This window comes from Curtobacterium sp. MCJR17_055 (genome assembly GCF_003224335.1).
In the GTDB taxonomy this organism is placed as follows: domain Bacteria; phylum Actinomycetota; class Actinomycetes; order Actinomycetales; family Microbacteriaceae; genus Curtobacterium.
In genome coordinates this window covers 142,141-161,282 of sequence record NZ_QKLF01000005.1, presented here as the reverse complement: position 1 = coordinate 161,282, position 19,142 = coordinate 142,141, and the positions used below count along the sequence as shown (strand labels likewise).

Below are 19,142 nucleotides of genomic sequence, written 5' to 3'. Positions count from 1 at the left end.
CGTGTCCAACGCGACCCTCGTCATCACCACCCACGACGACCAGAAGCTCGAGGTCACGCCGAACATCGGCGACACCCTCGCGTTCGAGTCCACCCTCCGGAAGAACAAGGCGTGGGGCTCGCTCACCGACAACGCCATGCGGATGCAGTTCTTCCGCGCCTGGTCCGCCGCGAAGCGCGAGAACAAGACCGACCAGACCTGGGACGAGTTCTCGAGCGGTGAGCATGCCGCCGTCGACGTGTCGTTCAAGAAGGACGACGACGAGTCCGGCGACGACGACGCGGTCGTGAGCCTGGGGGAATCCATCCCCGAGGGTCAGCCCACGAGCTACTAGTAGCGCTCGCCCTCGAAACCGGCATCCCTGCCTCGGTCTGGCGCACCGAGCACCCCGACGACATCGCAACCATGGTCGACCTGATCGGCCGGAGAAACGAGGCCCACAGTGGCGGGTAAGACCGCGGTTCTCGCCGTCCGCATCCTCGGCGACGCCGCCGGCGCACAGCGCGCCGCACGCGACGCAGAGAAGGCGGTCGACGGCATCCAGGAGCACGCCGCGAAGGCCGCTGACGGGCTCAAGCTCGCCGGTGCCGCCGGCGGCGCCGCCCTCGCCGCGGGCGTCATCGGCGCGGTCGAGAACGCGCAGGTCGGGAACAAGCTGGCCGGGCAACTCGGCCTCGATCCGGCCGAGTCCGAACGACTCGGCCGGATCAACGGCGACCTCTTCGCCAACGCCTACGGCGACAGCATGGACCAGGTCGCCGAAGCGTCGCGACAGGTCATCGGCAACATCGAGGGGATGCGCTCGGCCAGCGACGAGTCCCTGTCTGGCATCACAGCGAAGACGCTCGACGTCGCGACTACCTTCGACCAGGACCTCGGCGGGGTGACCACCGCGGTCGGGCAGCTGATGCGGACCGGCATGGCGAAGGACGCCGACGAAGCGCTCGACATCATCACCGCGGGGCTCCAGGGCAACGCCCGCGCCAGCGAAGACCTGATCGACACGTTCACCGAGTACCCGGCGCTGTTCCAGGCGCTCGGCCTCGACGGGCAGACCGCGACCGGCCTGATCGACCAGGGGCTCGCCGCCGGCGCCCGCAACACGGACCTCGTCGCCGACGCGCTCAAGGAGTTCCAGATCCGCGCGACGGACGGGTCCGCAACCTCCGCCGCCGGATTCGAGGCACTCGGCCTCAACGCGAAGGAAGCCACCGCCCAGATCGCGGCCGGCGGCGACGGGGCAGCGCAGGGCCTCCAGACCGTCCTCGACGGGCTCCGCAACATGGAGGACCCCGTCGCCCGGAACGCCGCCGCCGTCGCCCTGTTCGGCACCCAGGCGGAAGACCTCGGCGGCGCCCTGTTCGCCCTCGACCCGTCGTCCGCCGTGCAGGCGATCGGCGACGTCACCGGCGCCGCTCAGAAGCTCGACGAGACAGTCGGTCAGGACCAGGGCCTCGTCAAACTCCAGCGCGCCGCCACGCAGACGTTCACCGACATCGGCGTCGCCGCCCTCCCGATCCTCGAACCGATCCTGACCCAGCTGCAGCAGTGGGCACCCGTGCTCGGCCCGCTCGCGATCGTCCTCACCGCCGTCGGCGGCGCCGTCGCGATCGTGTCCGGCGCCATGAAGGTGTTCGCCGCCGTGCAGGCAATCCAGACCGCTGCTCAGTGGGCCTCGAACGCCGCATGGCTCGCCAACCCGATCACCTGGATCATCCTCGCGATCATCGTCGCGATCGGCCTCGTCGTCGCCGCGATCGTGCTCGTCGTCACCCACTGGGACCAGTTCCGCGAGGCCGGCGCAACCGCCGTCGAGTGGGTCGGCGACAAGATCGGCGGATTCGTCGGCTGGATCAAGGACGCGATCGGCTGGGTCGGCAAGCTCGTCTCCGCGCTCTGGGACATCGCGACGTTCAACTTCGGGTCCGGCTTCGACAAGCTCACCAGCCTGTTCGGCGGCGGGGGAGGCGCGAAGACCACCCGCACTGTCCAGCGTGCCGCCGCGCAGACGAGCGGCACGATGCGGTTCGCCCGCATGGCCGTCGCCAGCACCACCGCGGCCACCGTCAGCCCGACCGCCACCGGCGGGTGGAGCCCCACCGACTTCGGCCGGTCGTCCTCCGGACAGGCCAGCGGGGGACCCGTCACACTCAATGTCAAGGTCGAGGCCGGCCCCCTCGCCGACAAGACCGCGATCGGCCGCGAGGTCGTCAGCGCGATCCGCGAGTACCAGCGCACCACCGGCCTCAGCACGCCTGGGAGCGCCGTCTAGTGGCCGACTTCGGGGCGCGCGTCGCGATTCAGGGTCGAGTCATCCGCTCGACGTGGGACGGCCGGAACTCGGTCGCGCTCGACGGGCTGTCGATCGTGTGGGGCCGCGGCGACGCCTACGACGAGACCGAGCCCGGGACCCTGTCCGCGATCGTCATCGACCCCACGGGGGAGTGGATCGGATCGGACACGTTCGGCGGTCAGGTCATCACCGTCACCCGCACGCACGCGACCCTGCCCGACATGGTCGTGTTCCGCGGTCGCATCGCCGCCGCGCGCCCGGAGCGCCGCGTCATCTTCAACCCCACGACGAAGACCTACGCGCCCGTGTGGCTCGTCGCGATCAGCGCCGGCGACACCCTCGCCGAAGCTGCCTCCACGGTCGTCCCCGGCGAGATGGGCGAGAAGAGCGTCGAGGGTCCCGGCGGGTGGGGTGAGCAGTACACCGACACCCGCATGGCGAACCTGTTCAACTTCGGCGCGAAGCGCATCTTCGACAGCTACGAGGGCGTCGCTCCCGAGGCGACCGCGGACGGGCAGGTGCTCCGCCGGATGCACGGGCAGGCCGCGTCCGACCAGCGCTCCGTGCTCGAGCTGATCGCTCAGGTGTACCGGCTCGTCCCGCTCGGCGTCGTGAACTACAACCCCGACACGAACCGAGTCCAGGTCGGCGGCTTCGCGACCGCGTCGAGCATCGTCCTCGACTTCGACGGCGAGACCATCCGCATCACCGTCCCGTCCGGCCGGCTCGTGCCCGCCACGCGTGTCGCAGTCCCGGACGGGCTCGTCGGCGAGACCACCTCGACCGACGCGATCGACGTCATTCAGATCGCCTACAACTGGTACGGCAAAGACCCGAACATGACCCCGGGCACCCAGAAGCGCGTCATCTACACCGGCGCCATCTTCCAGCGGAAAACCGCACGCGGGGACGCCACCGGCGGCAACCGGGTCCTCAAGATCGACACGCAATCGCAGTTCCGCGACCCCGACGAGTTCGAGCCCGGACCCGGCCCCGTCCAGTACGGCAACGCGTTCCCGCGGTGGCTCGCGAACCGCATCACCGAGATCGTCAACACCCTGAACGGGCAGATGCGGCTCCCGACCCTCCGACTGGACGACCGCCGGCTCCCGCTCACGCAGGGAACCTCCGACGCCCTCTACCGGCCGTACCAGACCGACGCCCCGCTCTACTTCCTCGGCTCCGTGTTCAACGGCCTGGACAACGCCGGCCCTGAGTACCAGATCATCGGCGGCACCCTCCGCTACGACGGCGGCTGGACCCACGACCTCACCGTGATCCCCGCCCGCTCGAACCGGACCAGCAACCTCACCCTCGCCGACCTGTTCGGCCAGTTCTCCAACGGACGAATCCGCGACTTCGATCCGGACATCCGCCTCACCGACCTGATCAACGTCACGAAGGGACTCTGACGATGCCCCGCTACACGCCGCTCTACGGCCTGCCGGCGCTCGCACCCACCGAACGCGCCCGCGACATCGCTGACGTCGACTGGGACAACGCGCTACTCGTGGAAGCGATCCTCGCCAAGCGCGGCGCCGTGCCGCTCGGCGCTGACCTCCAGGGCCTGCTCAAGCGGCTGACCCCGTACTCGTTCCGCGCGAGCGCCCGCGAGAGCGTCGCGATCAACGGCGTCACCCAGATCGGCGAGAGCATGCTCTACCGCTCCGGCGACAACATCGGCTCGACCGCATGGGACGACGGCGTGCTCACGATGCCGCCCGGTTCCGGCGGCGAGTACCTCGTCTCCGTGAGCATCCGCAACACGACGGGCGGTCGCGTCTGGCTGACGAAGAACGGCACCAGCGACGACACCCGGTTCGGATTCCAGGACGGCCTCAACGCCGTCAGCACCCTGACCGTCTCGCTCGACGCCGGCGACACGCTCCGCCCCTGGGCGACGTCCAGCGCCGCCAGCCTCAGCGACTCCACCGGAACCGTGTTCACCGTCCGCCGGCTGGTGGTGTGACGTGCTCGCACAGCAGGCCGCGTCCGCCGTCGTGTCGTTCTGGGACGACCCCGCCGGCCGCGCCACCACGATCCTGACCGGCGTCCTCGCCGCGCTCACCGCGCTCGGCTACGTGATCAAGAAGCTCCGCGAGGTCGTCCGCTGGATCGTCGCCCTCGCCCGCGACATCGCCGCGATCAAGCACGAGGTCAAGAACAACCACACCACCAACCTCCGCGAAGAGGCCGACGAGCGCCACGACGAGAACCGCGGCACCCTCGGCCGCGTCGACCGGAAGCTCGACCGGGTCCTCACGATCCTCGGCGAGCACGACGACCGGATCGAAGAACTCGAGCACACCCGAGACAGGAAGCCCGAATGAGCCTCACGCGCACCACCCGAGAAGCCGCCGCCGGCTACGCGCTCGGCCTCGCCGGCCAGTCCCGCGACCGCCTGCCCGTCCCGTGGACCGCGTCGCCGGTCATGGACGACTGCGCCGCGTTCTGTTCGCACGTCCTCTGGGGCGGCAAGCCCGGCCCGATCCTCTGGGTCGACAACTTCAAGACCGCCGGCGATGGCACCTACGCCGCCGGCGACGACGACCTCGCCCCCTGGGACGTCCTCCTCTTCGACTGGGAGCACAACGGCGTCGGCAACCACGTCGAGTTCATGGTCGCCGACCTCGGCAACGGCTACGTCCAGACCTTCGGCGCGAACGGGTCCGACAGCCGCGAGGCCCGCTACCGCTCCCGCCCGAAGAGCTACATCCTCGGCCGCTTCCGCCCCGACTGGGCGCCTGACGAAGTGCGGCCGCACTTCCCGACCACCTCGATCGAGCACGACACCGCCAACCACGACGAACAGGACGACGACATGACCCCGGAACAGGACCGCCGACTCAAGAACATCGAGACGATGCTCGGCGGCGTGCAGAACGCCATCGGCGACCCGAAGCGCGGCCTCGCAACCCGCCTCGTCGCGGTGCTCGTCATCGCGCAGAAGCTCGCGAAGATCGCGAAGGTCAAGTGATGGGCGACCACGAGAAGCCGACGAAGGTCCGCGTCACGCTCGCCACCTGCCAGCAGTATGCGAAGACGATCGTCACCGGCGTCGGCGGGCTCACTTCGGTCGGGCTGCTGACGAACCTGCCCGAGCCGTACAACGTGTGGGTCGGCCTTGGCACGGCCCTGCTGACCACGTTCGCGACCTACAAGGTCCGGAACGCCCGCCCGCCGGCAGAGCAGACCTCCGCCGGCTACCCCGACGCGCTCAAGACCGAGCCCGACGACGCACTCGGATAGGACACCTCATGCAGTACGGAACCGTCACCGGCCGATTCCTCGCCGCAGTCGGCGACACGGCGACCGACACCGACCGCAACCCCGACGAGGTCCCACTCGTCGGGAAGGTCACGTTCACCGCCGATCTCCCGAAGGGACGCGCGCTCCAGGTCGTCGGCCAGAAGGCCACGATCCTGCCCGTCCCGATCACCTGCACGCTCGACACGCAGGGCTACCTCGTGCAGAACGGCGTGCGGTCGGTGAACCTCATCGCGACCGACACCGACGAGACCAACCCCCGCGACTTCACCTACAAGGTGACGTTCACCGGCCTGACCTACGCCGGCACGCCGGTCTCGTACGGCCCGTTCTCGATCGCGGTCCCCGCCGGCCAGACGATTGACCTGTCCGTCGTCGCCCCGGTCACGTCGTCCAACGGCGTCCCGATCATCCGCGGTGAGGATGGACGCACGGGTGCCCCCGGAGCCGATGGTCGAGACGGCCGCGACGGGAAGGACGGACTCCCGGGCGTCAACGCGATCGCGAACGACGACGCGAATGCCACCCTGATCGCGACTCCGGGAACGGCGACCAACTCCGCTCTCGCCAGCTTCGGCATGTCTGCTCCGCCGATCAGCAACCGGGCTCAGCTGATCACCTACGGGCACTCGTTCCTCGCAGAGCAGGGACTCGCAGACGCCTCCCGATACTGGGCGCGCCGGCTCGCGAAGGCGCTCGGTCTGACCTATCCGACGAGCGACGGCGGCGCCGCGAACGACCTCAAGCGCGCGATCGGCGGGTCCTCGATCGGCGACACCCTCGGCCGCGTCGGCGGCGCCACCGGGTTCGGCGACCCGCAGGTGCCGCGGTGGGTTCCTGGCACGAAAGCGCTCGTCGTGCTGCAGTGCCTCATGAACACGCTGCGCCTCCGCGGAGCAACCGATCTGGACCTCCGCAGCGCCACCAACTACGGCCGCGCGATGCTCGCGATCCTGAGCGCGTCCGAGATCATCGATGACAGCGACCCGCGGATCACGAAGTCGACTGGCACCGCGTGGGCGTCCCAGACCTCGGGATTCCCGCTCAACGGCTCAAGCTCGTACAACGCGACGAACGGCGCCTACTTCGAGTACACCGTGCCGAGCAACCGTGATGCCTACATCGTCACCCTGTCCCGTGGCGGTGGCACCGCCGGCGTGATCGTCGACATCACCGACCAGACCGCCGGCACGGTCCTCGTGTCCGGGCTCGACCTGTCGAACCAGACCATCTCGGCATCCGGCATCTACGCGTGGCGCACGCCGGCGTCCGCGAGGGGGCACGTGGTCCGTTTCACCAAGACGGGGGGCAGCGCCCTGAACATCGACGCAGTGCTCCCTGTCAGCCTCACGCCACCGCCGGTGCTGTGGATGAAGGAGCCGTACCTCGCGAACTACGCCGCCTCGACGCAGTTCCCGAACGGCTCCGATGCCGCCGTGAACTCGTTCAACGCGATCGTTGACCTGCTCGCCGCGGAGTTCTCGAACGTGATCGTCGCCGACCCGAACCAGTTCGGATACTGGGACAAGACGACCGACATCCTCACGAGCGACCAGGTGCACCCGAACGAGAAGGGGCACTTTGACCTAGCTCGGACCGGTATCGACGCGATCCGCGCATGGCAGACCCGGAAGGCCCTCGCGCTGGTCTAGGTCACCAGCGCTCTGCCAGGCCCTCGAGGTAGTGCTCCGTCGAGCAGAAGGCGTTGCCGGTGGCCTCGTCGTGTACTCGGTCGGCTGGCGTCACCATCTGTCCGCACAGGGCGCACCTGCCGTCATCGGCGGAGCCGCGCACCGGCGGGAAGATCGCGCCCCACAGCGCCCGCAGATCAATCATCGGGGCAGCGTACCCGGTCCGGGGCCTGTTCGGGTCAGGTCCCGGACCGGGAGTCATGCGGCGACGCGGCGCCCGGAACGCTCCGGGATCGGCCGCGGCCGGAGTGCGTGCAGGCCCTCGCGCTTGCGGTGCTCACTGACGCCGGTGTAGATCTGCGTCGTCGCCAGGGACTCGTGCATCATCAGTTCCTGCACGACGCGGATGTCGACGCCCTCTTCGACCAGGTCGGTCCCGAAGCCGTGGCGGAGAGAGTGCGCGGTCAGCTTCGGGTCGGTGATGCCGGCGCGCCGCTTCGCGCGCGTGATCAGTTCCGAGACCGAGTGCCCGGACACATGGCCGTCCCGCCCTGCTCGAGCGGGGAACCACCAGCCGTCACGCGGCATGGTCTCGGCGAGCTCTGCGACGGTCGGGTGCAGCGGCAGGGTGCGATCCTTTCCACCCTTCCCGACCGTGCGGATCGTCATGCCGACCAGGTCGACGTCGTGCCCGTGCACCGCGGCGATCGACGACACCCGGAACCCCTGGTAGTAGCCGAGCAGGATCATGGCCCGCGTGCGCCGGTACGCGCCGGACGACAGCATGCGGTCGACCTGGTCCTGGGTGAACGGGCGCGGCTGCCCACGTGCGACCCGTACAGGCGCGAGCCGGCCTGTCGGGTCCTCGCACACGCCCTCGTCCGCGAGGAAGGCGTAGAACGCCCGCAGCGCCGAGCGGTACGTGCGCCGTGTGCCCGGGGTCAACCCGGGGGAGCCGAGAAACCGGCGCAGGTCGAGGGTGGTGGCCTCGTGCAGCGGACCGCACGCGGCGGTCGCGGTGCGGAGGACTGAGGATCGGTTACGGATGGTGGTCAGGGCGAGGCCAGCAGCGCGCTGGTGGTCCTCGAAATCGTTGAGCAGGTGGTGGTGAGTCACGTCGCCGTCCGTGTCGGCCGGCGGGGCAACCGGCACCGGCCGCGTTGCCGGTCCACCATTCTGCCGACAAGCCTCTGACACCAGAGTCAAGTAGGCGCGCCGCGGAACGCTCACGTCAGGAACGGGCGCTTGTACTCGTTCCACCACTCGACGGCGTCGGGGTCCTGCGGGCACAGGTCCTCGGAGTCGAGCCACCGACAGTGCTCGCACCCCTCGATGTCGGCTTCGGGGCTCAGGCAGCTGTAGGAGTCCTCCGGGCAGACGCACGCCGACTCTGCGACCGATGCTGGGTACTGCATCACGCCACCGCCAGTTCGCGAACACGCGGCGCGCCTGCGGTGGAGCGCGGCACCAACCGCCGCACTTTCACCGTGGATGTCGTCGGTTCGATCCCGGCAGGGCCCACCGGAGGATCGTCGAGCGGGCCGGGCTGGATCCGGAAGCGTCGTCGGACCGGAGCCGCGGGGCCAGCCGGCGCCGCGCCTCCAGTCCGACAGGCGGTCGCGATGGCGCGTGCAACGCTGCGGAGGCGCGGGCCTCGGCGTGCACGACAGTCGAGCGCGAGTGCCGCCTCTTCGCGACCCGCCTCGGGACCGACGGGCCTCTGTCGCTTCCGCGATCGCGGCCATGTCCGTGCGGATCTCGAGCTCGCCGAACACGGCGCTGACACCGCAGCCGCGGAGACCGCGACGCACTGACGAACGCCCCGACCACGCGCAGTGGTCGGGGCGTTCGTCAGTCTGCTGTTACTCGACGGTCATCCCGACGGAGGAGGACGTCTTGCCCTCCCCGGCAGCGTTCCTCGGGGTGATGTAGACGAACCCATCTCCGGCGGGAACGCCGGTGAGGGTCAGCGGGCTGGAGGTGCCCGTGACCTCCGTGTGGCTGTCGGAGAGGGTGTAGCTGGTGGGGAGTCCGCCGTTGTCCGGCGACGGCGTGAATGACACGGTGACTGTTCCGGGTCCGGAAGTCACAGCGGTGATGGTCGGCCGGCCCGGTGCCATCACGGTGACGGGTGCGGTTCCGAACCGGGCGGTGGCTGGCTTGCTGACGTTCCCAGCGGTGTCGACGCTGAACAGCAGCACCGTGTACTGCTGTCCGGAATGAACGGACGGGACTGTCGCTGTCGTGCCGGAGACGGTCAGCGGTATCCCACTCTGCGCAGTGGCACCTGCGCCGGTGCCCTGCACGAGCCGTGCGACGACGGACTTCGCGTCCCTCGAGGCGGAGGCCTTCCAGGTGACCTTCCGCGGTTTGGTCGCGGACACCTCCACAGCGGTCGGCGCCGCGGGCGCGGTGGCGTCGGAACGGGCCTGCCACTTCAGCGTCCCCGTCTGCGGGATCTTGTCGAAGCAGTACTGGGTGAAGGACATGTCGGCCGTGTCCGGAAGGCCGGTGACCGGGTCGAGCAGGAACTGCTTCACCGTCTCGGTACCCGTGGTGTCGCAGCCGCTTCCGTTGACGGTGGTGAGGACCTCGTAGTCTCCGGCGGCCGAGGTCGAGGTCGTCTTCCTGGTACCAACCGCGAGCGGCTTCCGGTAAGGGCCTTCGACGTGGACACTGACGACAGTGCCGGAGCCGTCGAGTCGGTCAGCGATGAACGTCCAGCCGTAACCGTCTTCGGTGACGAGCATGGCGGTGTTCGAGCTGTTGACGCTCGTCGTCTTCCCCTTGTTGACGATGTCCTTCCCCGAGGACGTGATGCTGGTCGTGCCGAGGTACGCCGAACCAGTCAGCCGCACCGCTTTGTTCGCCGTGCCGATCTTCATCGCGACTTTCGCGGTCAGAGGACCGGCGGTCTTCGGCGCGAACCCGACCCTGAAGGTGCACGCCGCCCCGGCCGCGAGGGTGGTGCGGCAGGTGTTGCTCATGACGGAGAACGACGAAGCATCGGCGCCGGCGATCGATGGCTTCCCGAGCGCGACCGCCGTGGTCCCGGTGTTGTGCACTGTCTCGACCTGCTCCGCGTTCTTCTTCAGGCCGATGAACGTCTTCTTGAAGGAGAAGCTGTTCGCTCCGAGGAGGACCGACCCGGCCTTGTCTTCCCCGAATCGGAACTCGCCGATGCCGGGAACGACCGCGTCGAAGCGGGTGATGGTGCCGTTGGTCGGGTTGGAGGCAAGGTCGAGGATGTCGAATGCGCCGTACACGTAGTCGTCGTTGATCTTCAGCGTCGGAACCGATGCGAAGTCAGCCTGCTGCGACCCGACGAGCCGGTAGGAACCAGCGGCGAGGGGTTTCCCGTCCGGCGGCGTCAGCGTGAACGACGCGGTCGAAGTCGGTGAGCTCGTCATCCGAGCATCGATGCCGCGAGTGGTGTCCGCGACGAAGCGTCGCACGTTCGGCCCGTCGGCGAATTGTGGTGTTCCGCGGTCTGCGAGGTTCGGCGACAGGATCTGCAGCACCCCTCCGGTTCCGATCGGTGTCGGCGCCGCAGCTGACGCTGCGTGCGGTCCCGTGAGCCCCAGTCCGCTGGCGGTGAGAAGCGCGGCAGCTGTCATAGCTGCCGCGCGGGTGATGCGGTGCATGTGTCGTCCGTTCTGGTCCCCACGTCCGTCCCGACCCGGGACGACCGCCCTGACGCTACCCGGGCATCCGCTTTCCGGGTCCCCACAAGCGTGGACTCGCACGGCTCGACGTCGACGCTCTTCTCCACCTCGTCGAACAGGACGTCGACGAACTGGTAGCCGGCCTCCGGGTCGTCGCTCGTGGATGTCGTCGGTTCGATCCCGGCAGGGCCCACCACGGCACAACCGTCGGGTGCGGTGCGGCGGCCTCAGGTCGCCGGCGGTGCGGTGATCGTGATGGGGAGCTCGGCGTCGATCAGGTCGCCGCTGTGGGTGTGCAGCGCGAGCACCGCGGGACCGACCGGGAGGTCCGCCGGGAGGTCGAAGGACTCGTCGACCGTGGACAGCGACCCCTGCGGTGTCGGCCGGCCGAGCAGGACCTCCTCACCGTCCGGGGAGGGCGTGACGACGACGGTGACGTCCGACGCCGCGCGGCTGGTGCCTCCGGTGTCCTCGCACGTCTCCCAGACCGCGTCGACCTGGAGCTGGACCACCCCTCCGGGGTGCAGGGACGACTCGTGGAGCTCCATCGTCGGTATCGCGCAGGACGCAGCCGGTGTCCCGCTGCACCCGACTGCACCGAGTGCGATGCCCACCGCGATGACGACCGACATCGGCCCGCGTGTCCGGCTCTGCCCCATGCGGGTCAGTGAAGCACCGCGAGTCGCCGCCTACGGCACGAGCTGGACGAACGTGACCGGATCGTTGCCGCGCTGTCAGCGGCGGCGAGTCCGCGCGAGTGCAGCGACTGCCGCGAGTCCTCCGATGACCGCTGTGATCCACACGACCGCTGTCATGGTTCCCCTGTCGACGACGTCCTGCTCCGAACCTACCTGCCCCGTGGCGGACCGGCGCGGGCGCAGGGCAGGTCGACACGGATTTGGCGCGCCTCCGAGCATCCCCTACGGTGCTGATGTGAAAACGATTCTCATTCCAGCGGTGGCACTTGCTGCGCTCACCCTCGCCGGGTGTGCGAGCCCGACCGCCGCAGACCGTTCGGGTACCGACCCGTCGAGTGGGACCAGCCTGACCAGCTGTGGCATGCCGCTCACCGTGGCCGCGCCTCCCGAGCGTGCGGTGACCCTCGAGCAGGGCGCCACCGAGGTCATGCTCGCCCTCGGTCTGCAAGACCGCATGGTCGGCACGAGCTACCTCACGGACGCGGTCGCGCCGGAGTGGCGGAAGGCGTACGACGACGTGCCGGTCCTCGCCGACCAGTACCCGACGACCGAGCAGCTCCGCGAGGCGGATCCCGACTTCGTCTACTCGATGCGGGCCTCCGCGTTCGCCTCCGAGGCCGCGGGGAGCCGCCAGGAGCTCGTCGACCTCGGCGTGCCGGCCTACCTGTCGACGAACGACTGCGAGGACCCCGCCCTCGTCCCCGACGAGGTCGGCTTCGACGCGATCCTCGACGAGGTGACGGACATCGCCCGGGTGTTCGGGGTGGACCAGCGAGGTCGCGACCTCGTCGCCGAGCAGCGGGACACGCTCGAGCAGGTCACCGCAGCCGCGTCCGACACCGGGAAGCCCTCCGTCGCCTGGCTCTACTCCTCCGTGAACGGAGCGCCGGTCGTGGCTGGCGGGAACGGGCTCGCCGACACGATGGGACGCGTGGCCGGCGCGACGAACGCGTTCGAGGACCTCGACGCACAGTGGGGCGAGACCAGCTGGGACGAGATCGCCCAGCGTGACCCGGACGTGATCGTGGTCGCCGACCTGTCCCGTGGCCTGTCCGGTGACAGCGCCGACGACAAGATCGCGCAGCTGCGGTCCGACGCCGTGACGAAGGGGCTCAGCGCCGTCCGCGGGGACCACCTCGTCGCCGTCCCGGCCACCGAGCTCGACCCCTCGGTGCGGAGCATCGACGCCCTGCAGACCGTGTCCACCGCCCTGACCGCGTACGCCGAGGAACGATGATGACCACCACCGACGCCCCGACCACCGCCGAGACCGAGCGCGCGCTCGATCTCCTGTCCGCCTGGGACGCCCAGCAGGCGGCGTACATCACGCACCGCGAGCAACGCTTCACGATCATGCTCGACGTCGTGGACCACGTCGTCCCCGAGGGCGGTGTCGTGCTCGACCTCGCCAGCGGACCCGGGTCGATCAGCCAGCGGGTCCTCGCCCGCCGCCCCGACGTCACCTGCATCGCCGTCGACTTCGACCCCGTGCTCCTGGAACTCGGGCGGACGGCGCTCGCCGGGCAGCCGGTGCGCTTCGTCGACGCCGACCTGTGGGACCGCGACTGGACGGCCGGCCTCGACGGGGCGGTCCCCGACGCAGTGCTCAGCTCGACCGCACTGCACTGGTTGCCGTCGGACGTCCTGAGCCGCGTCTACAACGACCTCGGGGAGCTCCTTGCCCCCGGCGGTGTCGTGCTCAACGCCGACCACCTACGGCACCTCGACGGACGCACCCTGTTCGCCGAGCTCAGTGCCCGCGACGACGAGCGGACGCAGCAGACCGACCGTGCTGCGGGTGCGCTCGACTGGGAGCAGTGGTTCGCCGAGGTCACCGCGGTCGAACGGTACGGCCGTCTGGCAGCCGAGCGGGAGCGCCGGTTCGAGCACCGGCCGCCCAACCCGGAGCTCAGCCTCGCGTTCCACACGGCGGCGCTCGAGGTCGCCGGGTTCGCCGAGGTCGGGCCGGTCTGGCAGTACCTCGACGACTTCGTCGTGCTCGCCCGCCGGTGACCCCGACCGCCCTGCGCGGTGCCCTCGTCGTGCCGGTGCTGGCGGTGGCGCTCGTCGGCGTCGTCATCGCCGGCGTGACGCTGGCCGGAGGCTCGATCACGTGGGCGGAGACCGTGCGGTCGATCGGCACCCACCTGGGCCTGCCGCTCACGCCGCTGCCGCCGCTGGCCGACTCGGTCGTCTGGCAACTCCGGCTCCCGCGCGTCCTGCTCGCCGCCGCGGCCGGAGCGGGTCTGGCCGTGTGCGGATGCGTGCTGCAGGCGGTGACCCGCAACGTGCTCGCCGAGCCGTACCTGCTCGGCATCTCGTCCGGAGCCTCGACGGGGGCGGTCCTCGTCCTCGTCCTCGGCCTCGGCGCCGGGTCCGTCACCCTCGCCGGGGGAGCGTTGGTCGGCGGCCTCGTCTCGTTCGCGCTCGTCTTCGCGCTCATGGGGCGGGACACCGCGAGCACGAGTCGTGTCGTGCTGACCGGCGTCGTCGTCGGTCAGCTCTTCTCGGCCGTGACGTCGCTCGTGGTCACGGCCTGGGGCGACGCGGACGCCACCCGCGGCATCACCTACTGGTTGCTCGGCTCGCTCGCAGCAGCCCGCTGGTCCTCGGTCGTGGTGTGCACGGTCGTCGTCGTCCTCGCGACCGTCGTGTTCGTGGCCGTCGCGCCGGCGCTGGACGCGTTCGTCTTCGGGCACGACGCCGCCGTGGCGCTCGGCATCGACGTCCGAGTGCTCCGGATCGTGGTCCTCGTCGGCGCCGCGGCCACCACCGCTGCGGTCGTCGCCGCCGTCGGGGCGATCGGGTTCGTCGGACTCGTCGTCCCGCACGCGGCCCGCATGCTCGTCGGACCCGGACACCGGCTCCTGCTGCCGGTGTCCGCCCTCGCCGGCGCGGTGTTCCTCGTCGTCGCGGACCTCGCCGGACGTCTGGCGCTCGCACCGCACCAGATCCCGGTCGGCGTCGTCACGGCGCTCATCGGGGTGCCGACGTTCCTGGTCGTCCTCCGCCGGGGACAGCGCGCATGACCGCTGGGGACGGCTCCGGAGTGCTCGGCGCGCGTGACGTGGGGCGGTCCGTCCCGGGCGTCGACCTGCTGGACGGCGTCGACCTGCTCGCGCCGAGCGGGCTGATGACCGGGATCGTCGGACCCAACGGGTCCGGCAAGTCGACGCTCGCCCGCTGCCTCGCGGGCGTCACCGCACCCGACCGCGGCACCGTGACACTCGACGGCGCCGACCTCCGGACGCTCCCGCGCCGGTCGGTCGCCCGTCGGCTCGCCTTCGTCGAACAGCAGGCGCACACGGACATCGACCACCGGGTGCTCGACGTCGTCCGGCTCGGTCGGCTCCCGTGGCGGTCCCGGCTCGGGACGCTGGACGACGACGCCGACGACATCTGCCGGGAGGCGCTGACCGAAGTCGGCATGGCCGGGACTGAGCAACGGCGGTGGAGCGGTCTGTCGGGCGGCGAGCGGCAGCGGGTGCAGATCGCCCGCGCGCTCGCCCAGGAACCCGCGGTGCTCGTCCTCGACGAACCGTTGAACCACCTCGACGTGCACCACCAGTTCGAGCTCCTCGACCTGCTCGCCGCCGGCCCACGCACCGTCGTGGTCGTGCTGCATGACCTCGACCTCGCGGCGCGCTACTGCGACCACCTCGTGGTCCTGCACGGCGGACGGGTCGCCGCAGCTGGTGCCCCGGAGGACGTGCTCACGCCGGGTCTGCTCGCGGACGTGTTCCGCGTCCGTGGCAGGACGGTCCGGACGCCCGACGGCCTCCGCGTCGACCTGCACGGGACGACGTCCGCGGAGGTCAGCGGAGTCCGTCGGCCGGGTCCACCTCGTACGCCTCGAACCGATGGTCCCTGACGATCGCGTCCACGAGTCGTCGCGTCCCCGCGACCAGCGTCGAGTCGCAGTCGATCTCCGTCGCGAGGACCCACGCGTGGTCCTCCGGCCACAACAGCTGCGGCGTGTGCGCGAGCGGCACACCGTCCGCGATCTCCGCCCGCTCGGTCCACGCCGGGTCGGCCCAGTCCGCGACCGTCGTGTGCACCAGGAGGTGCTCGCGGTGTGTGAGGTGCAGTCGCGGCACGGCGAGTGCGCGGCGGACGGCGTCGAGTGCCGCCTGGTGCGCTGCGCGGAGGCGGGCGGCCTCCGCCTCGGCGCGGGCACGCTCCGTCGCATCGGGCGTCCCGTCCTGCCACCCGGACACGAGGGTGGAGCCGCCGCTCAGGTCCCCCCATCCGTCCCACACCGCCGCCACCAGGTCGAGCGGGGTCGCCGTCGAGGCACTGAGGTGCGAGGTGAGTGCGGCCAGCAGGCGCGGATCGAGCCAGCCTTCGACAGGCGGTTCGACCCGCCACCCGTCGTCGAACAGCACGTCCTCGTCGCGGCTGGCGCTGAGTGCGCTCCAGGAGACCCCGGCGTCCACCGTCCGCCCGGTCCTCGCTGCGACGTCGGACCACCGCCAGGTGCTCGTCTCGAGGACCGGAGCGTCGCCGTGCTCGTCGAGGACCGAGCGGTCCTCCCGGAAGGCCGCGAGCGGGTGCAGGACGCGGGCGTACCCGTCGAACCCGCCGCCGACGGTGCCGGCGACGGTCCCGGAGGCCTGGAGGCGTCGCACGAGCCAGTCGGCTCGACGCACGTCCGTGATCAGCTCCACCCGGCCGAGCGTACCGACGTCGGTCAGGCGCCGGCGTGCTCCTCCGGTCCGGGCACCGGCTCCGAGCCGAACCGCTCGACGAGGGCACGCTTGAGCACCTTGCCGCTCGGACCGAGGGGGAGCGCGTCGACGACGTGGACGACCCGCGGGTACTTGTACGCGGCGATGGCGTCCGCGACGTACCGGACGAGCTCGTCGGAGGTGGTCGTGGCGCCGTCGGTGAGGACGACCGCCGCCGCGATCTCCTGACCGTGCACGTCGTGCGGAACCCCGAACACCGCGGCCATCGTGACGTCCTCGTGCGCGGCGAGCACCTCCTCGACCTCGCGCGGGTACACGTTGTAGCCGTTGCGGATGATCATGTCCTTCGTGCGGTCGACGATCGTCAGGAAGCCGTCGTCGTCCTTCGTCCCGAGGTCGCCCGTCCGGAACCACCCGTCGACCACGGCCGCGGCGGTCGCGTCGGGTCGGTTGCGGTAGCCGTTCATGAGGTTGTGGCCGCGGATGACCAGCTCGCCGATCGTGCCGCGCGGCAGCATCTCGATGCGGTCCTGTACGGCTGGGTCGGCGATCTCGACCTCGACGCCCCAGACGGGCGTCCCGATCGTGCCGGGACGGGGTGTCCGTCCGACGTGGTTGAAGCTCGCGACGGGTGAGGTCTCGGTGAGGCCGTAGCCCTCGTGGATCGGCGCGCCGTACACGGCCTCGAACCGTTCGAGCACGGCGAGCGGCAACGAGGCCCCGCCGGAGATCGCGTACCGGAGGTGCGGTCGGGCGTCGGTCCGGGTCGCTGCGTCGAGCAGACCCATGTACATCGTCGGAACGCCCATGAAGATGCCGCAGCCGTGCTCGACCATCGCGGCGAGTGCGGCGTCGCCGTCGAACTTCGGCAGCATGACGATGGTCGCGCCGGCGCGGAAGCCGGTGTTCATGGTGCAGGTCTGGCCGAAGGTGTGGAACAGCGGCAGCGCGCCGAGCAGCACGTCGCCCCGTCGCATGTCGAAGGTGCTCATGAGGAGCGTGTTCACCTGCTCGAGCAGGGCGAAGTGCGATCCCTCGGCGCCCTTGGGCTGCCCGGTGGTGCCGCTCGTGTACAGGATCGTCGCGGTGTCGAAGGGGTCGCGGGGCGTGAGGGTGGTGAGGGGCGCGCTCGACGCGGCGAGGGCCTCCAGGCTGGGCGGGGCGGAACCGTCGGCGTCGTCGGCCACGGGAGGCGCGAGGACGGTGACGACGTCGACCCCGGCGAGTGCGGCGCCCGCCGCACCCTCCGCGATGAGCGGTGCGGCGCAGACGAGCAGGGCCGCTCCGCTGTCGCGGAGCACGTACTCGATCTCGTGCCGCTTGAGGAGTGCGTGCACGGGAACGACGACGGCGCCGAGCGCGAGGGTCGCGTAGTAGACGCGGGGGAAGTCGGGCACGTTCGGGATGAGCATCGCGACGCGGCTGCCCTCGGTGACACCGCGGGCGCGGAGAGCGCCCGCGTACGCGAGGGTCTGGTCCCACAGCTCGGCGTAGGTGATGCGCTGCTCGCCGACGACGACGGCGACGTCGTCCGGGTACCGGGCCGCTGACTCCGCGAGGATCGCGGCGACGGACGCGGTCGCGTGGTGGTGCGGATGGTCGGCAGCGGGGCGTCCGACGCTCGCTGCGTCCGCCGGTGCGGCGAGGTCAGTGGTGGTCATGCCGGGCTCCGTCTCCGTCGACGATGGGTGTCCGTCGATCGTACGGGTGGGAGCGCGGTGCGGTTCGCCGACCCGTCAGTGGATGCGGAGCTCCGAGACCATCGGGCAGGTGAAAGGGTCGCGGGCGGCCAGGCCGACGCGGTTGAGGTAGCGGACGACGATGCCGTACGAGCGCAGGAGCGTCGTCTCCGTGTAGGGGACGTCGAGCGTCTCGCAGTGCTGACGGACGAGCAGCCGGGCCTTCTTCAGGGCCGGTCGCGGCATCGACGGGAACAGGTGGTGCTCGACCTGGTAGTTCAGGCCGCCCATGAGGAACGACACCCACCAACCGCCGCGGATGTTGCGCGAGGTGCGCACCTGGCGCGAGAAGAAGTCGACCTTGGCGTCGTGCGCGATGGTCGGCATGCCCTTGTGGTTCGGGGCGAACGAGGCACCCATCATGACGCCGAAGACGGCGAGCTGCACACCGAGGAACGCGCACGCCATGCCGAACGGCAGGAACCAGAAGAGCACGGTCAGGTAGATGCCGAAGCGCAGGACGAGGAGCGTCGCCTCGAGCACGCGTGCCCGGACGTCGGCCTTGGTGTCGGCGCCGGTCAGCACGGTGTGCACGGCGGACCAGTGCAGGTTGATGCCCTCGAGCGTCAGGAGCGGGAAGAACAGCCACCCCTGGAACCGGGTGAAGACGCTCCGCGCACCCCGGGTCTCCGCTGCGTCCTCGGGCGTGAACCGGATGACGCCGGCGGCGATGTCCGGGTCCTTCCCGATCGTGTTCGGGTTGCCGTGGTGGCGGGTGTGCTTGGTCATCCACCACGAGTAGCTCAGGCCGACCAGGAACGTGCCGACGTAGCGGCCGGCGCGGTCGTTCCAGCGCTGTGAGGCGAACACCTGACGGTGCGCGGCCTCGTGCGACAGGAAGGCGAACTGGGTGAAGACCACGCCGAGCGCGCCGGCGACGATGAGCTGGAACCACGACTCGCCCAGCACGGCGAAGGCGATCCACGCGAGTGCGAGCGTGCCGACGAGCGAGCCGAACAGCGACCAGTAGAACCCGGTGCGGCGGCGGAGCAGGTCGTGCTGCTTGACCTGCGCGAGGACGGCCGAGTAGGTGGACGTGCTCGAGCCCCTGGGACCGGTTGCAGGCCGGGTGCGGGTGTAGCCGGGCTGGATCGGGGTGGTGGTCAACGCAGACCGACCTTCCGTCGCCGCCGGTCTGCACCGGCGTGGGCTGTTCGCGCG

General features: G+C 70.5%; 21 protein-coding genes. 12 read left to right on the top strand and 9 right to left on the bottom strand.

Annotation, left to right across the window (positions count from 1 at the left end; genetic code table 11):
* Nucleotide 1: 1 nt before the first annotated feature.
* The 8 genes from DEJ16_RS12630 (at nucleotide 2) to DEJ16_RS12595 (ending at nucleotide 7,212) form a co-directional block, all read left to right on the top strand.
* Nucleotides 2–334, top strand: a complete 333-nt coding sequence (locus DEJ16_RS12630; RefSeq protein WP_110825361.1) for a hypothetical protein — start codon at nucleotides 2–4, stop codon at nucleotides 332–334.
* Between the two features lie 108 nt (nucleotides 335–442).
* Nucleotides 443–2,272 (top strand): phage tail tape measure protein, encoded by a 1,830-nt coding sequence (locus DEJ16_RS12625; protein WP_110825362.1) that lies wholly within the window; start codon nucleotides 443–445, stop codon nucleotides 2,270–2,272.
* The gene (locus DEJ16_RS12620) at nucleotides 2,272–3,705 is read left to right on the top strand and encodes a hypothetical protein (RefSeq protein ID WP_110825363.1); all 1,434 of its coding nucleotides are present in this window, start codon (nucleotides 2,272–2,274) and stop codon (nucleotides 3,703–3,705) included. The genes DEJ16_RS12625 and DEJ16_RS12620 overlap by 1 nt, the downstream gene beginning before the upstream one ends.
* A 2-nt stretch (nucleotides 3,706–3,707) precedes the next feature.
* On the top strand, nucleotides 3,708–4,262 hold the full coding sequence (locus tag DEJ16_RS12615) for a hypothetical protein (RefSeq protein ID WP_110825364.1): 555 nt from the start codon (nucleotides 3,708–3,710) through the stop codon (nucleotides 4,260–4,262).
* Nucleotide 4,263: 1 nt separating this feature from the next.
* The gene (locus DEJ16_RS12610; RefSeq protein WP_110825365.1) at nucleotides 4,264–4,623 is read left to right on the top strand and encodes a DUF2746 domain-containing protein; all 360 of its coding nucleotides are present in this window, start codon (nucleotides 4,264–4,266) and stop codon (nucleotides 4,621–4,623) included.
* Nucleotides 4,620–5,270: a hypothetical protein gene (locus DEJ16_RS12605; protein WP_110825366.1), complete on the top strand. Its 651-nt coding sequence runs from the start codon at nucleotides 4,620–4,622 to the stop codon at nucleotides 5,268–5,270. Before DEJ16_RS12610 ends, DEJ16_RS12605 begins: the two co-directional genes overlap by 4 nt.
* Nucleotides 5,270–5,542: a hypothetical protein gene (locus DEJ16_RS12600; protein ID WP_110825367.1), complete on the top strand. Its 273-nt coding sequence runs from the start codon at nucleotides 5,270–5,272 to the stop codon at nucleotides 5,540–5,542. Before DEJ16_RS12605 ends, DEJ16_RS12600 begins: the two co-directional genes overlap by 1 nt.
* 8 nt (nucleotides 5,543–5,550) lie before the next feature.
* Entirely contained in the window at nucleotides 5,551–7,212 is a 1,662-nt protein-coding gene (locus DEJ16_RS12595; protein WP_110825368.1) for a hypothetical protein, read from the top strand.
* A 1-nt stretch (nucleotide 7,213) separates the two neighbouring features.
* Here DEJ16_RS12595 and DEJ16_RS12590 read toward each other — a convergent pair whose 3' ends face one another.
* The 6 genes from DEJ16_RS12590 to DEJ16_RS15810 all read right to left on the bottom strand — a co-directional run bounded on the left by DEJ16_RS12590 (nucleotide 7,214) and on the right by DEJ16_RS15810 (nucleotide 11,368).
* The gene (locus DEJ16_RS12590) at nucleotides 7,214–7,396 is read right to left on the bottom strand and encodes a hypothetical protein (protein ID WP_110825369.1); all 183 of its coding nucleotides are present in this window, start codon (nucleotides 7,394–7,396) and stop codon (nucleotides 7,214–7,216) included.
* 53 nt (nucleotides 7,397–7,449) lie between these two features.
* Nucleotides 7,450–8,307, bottom strand: coding sequence for a tyrosine-type recombinase/integrase (locus tag DEJ16_RS12585; protein ID WP_146232880.1), 858 nt, complete (start codon nucleotides 8,305–8,307; stop codon nucleotides 7,450–7,452).
* Between the two features lie 110 nt (nucleotides 8,308–8,417).
* Entirely contained in the window at nucleotides 8,418–8,606 is a 189-nt protein-coding gene (locus tag DEJ16_RS12580; protein ID WP_110825371.1) for a hypothetical protein, read from the bottom strand.
* Nucleotides 8,607–9,053: 447 nt separating this feature from the next.
* The gene (locus tag DEJ16_RS12575; RefSeq protein ID WP_181419586.1) at nucleotides 9,054–10,601 is read right to left on the bottom strand and encodes a choice-of-anchor D domain-containing protein; all 1,548 of its coding nucleotides are present in this window, start codon (nucleotides 10,599–10,601) and stop codon (nucleotides 9,054–9,056) included.
* A gap of 203 nt (nucleotides 10,602–10,804) precedes the next feature.
* Nucleotides 10,805–11,053, bottom strand: a complete 249-nt coding sequence (locus tag DEJ16_RS12570) for a hypothetical protein (RefSeq protein WP_110825373.1) — start codon at nucleotides 11,051–11,053, stop codon at nucleotides 10,805–10,807.
* 30 nt (nucleotides 11,054–11,083) lie between these two features.
* Complete coding sequence (locus DEJ16_RS15810) at nucleotides 11,084–11,368, bottom strand: hypothetical protein (RefSeq protein ID WP_181419585.1); 285 nt, start codon at nucleotides 11,366–11,368, stop codon at nucleotides 11,084–11,086.
* A 547-nt stretch (nucleotides 11,369–11,915) separates the two neighbouring features.
* Between DEJ16_RS15810 and DEJ16_RS15805 the strand changes: the two genes are divergently transcribed.
* From DEJ16_RS15805 to DEJ16_RS12550, 4 genes are read left to right on the top strand one after another with little or no spacing between them, the layout of a single operon-like run.
* Complete coding sequence (locus DEJ16_RS15805) at nucleotides 11,916–12,791, top strand: ABC transporter substrate-binding protein (protein ID WP_181419584.1); 876 nt, start codon at nucleotides 11,916–11,918, stop codon at nucleotides 12,789–12,791.
* Entirely contained in the window at nucleotides 12,791–13,567 is a 777-nt protein-coding gene (locus tag DEJ16_RS12560; RefSeq protein ID WP_110825375.1) for a trans-aconitate 2-methyltransferase, read from the top strand. The genes DEJ16_RS15805 and DEJ16_RS12560 overlap by 1 nt, the downstream gene beginning before the upstream one ends.
* Entirely contained in the window at nucleotides 13,564–14,583 is a 1,020-nt protein-coding gene (locus tag DEJ16_RS12555) for an iron ABC transporter permease (RefSeq protein WP_110825376.1), read from the top strand. The genes DEJ16_RS12560 and DEJ16_RS12555 overlap by 4 nt, the downstream gene beginning before the upstream one ends.
* Complete coding sequence (locus DEJ16_RS12550) at nucleotides 14,580–15,425, top strand: ABC transporter ATP-binding protein (protein WP_110825377.1); 846 nt, start codon at nucleotides 14,580–14,582, stop codon at nucleotides 15,423–15,425. Before DEJ16_RS12555 ends, DEJ16_RS12550 begins: the two co-directional genes overlap by 4 nt.
* Here the strand turns inward: DEJ16_RS12550 and DEJ16_RS12545 are convergent.
* The 3 genes from DEJ16_RS12545 to DEJ16_RS12535 form a co-directional block, all read right to left on the bottom strand.
* Nucleotides 15,370–16,221, bottom strand: coding sequence for a hypothetical protein (locus DEJ16_RS12545; RefSeq protein ID WP_110825378.1), 852 nt, complete (start codon nucleotides 16,219–16,221; stop codon nucleotides 15,370–15,372). The two genes, DEJ16_RS12550 and DEJ16_RS12545, sit on opposite strands and share 56 nt — an antisense overlap.
* Nucleotides 16,222–16,244: 23 nt before the next feature.
* Entirely contained in the window at nucleotides 16,245–17,903 is a 1,659-nt protein-coding gene (locus DEJ16_RS12540) for a long-chain fatty acid--CoA ligase (protein ID WP_110825379.1), read from the bottom strand.
* Nucleotides 17,904–17,978: 75 nt separating this feature from the next.
* A complete protein-coding gene (locus DEJ16_RS12535) occupies nucleotides 17,979–19,088 on the bottom strand; it encodes an acyl-CoA desaturase (RefSeq protein ID WP_110825380.1) in 1,110 nt (369 codons plus the stop codon).
* Between the last annotated feature and the right edge of the window lie 54 nt (nucleotides 19,089–19,142).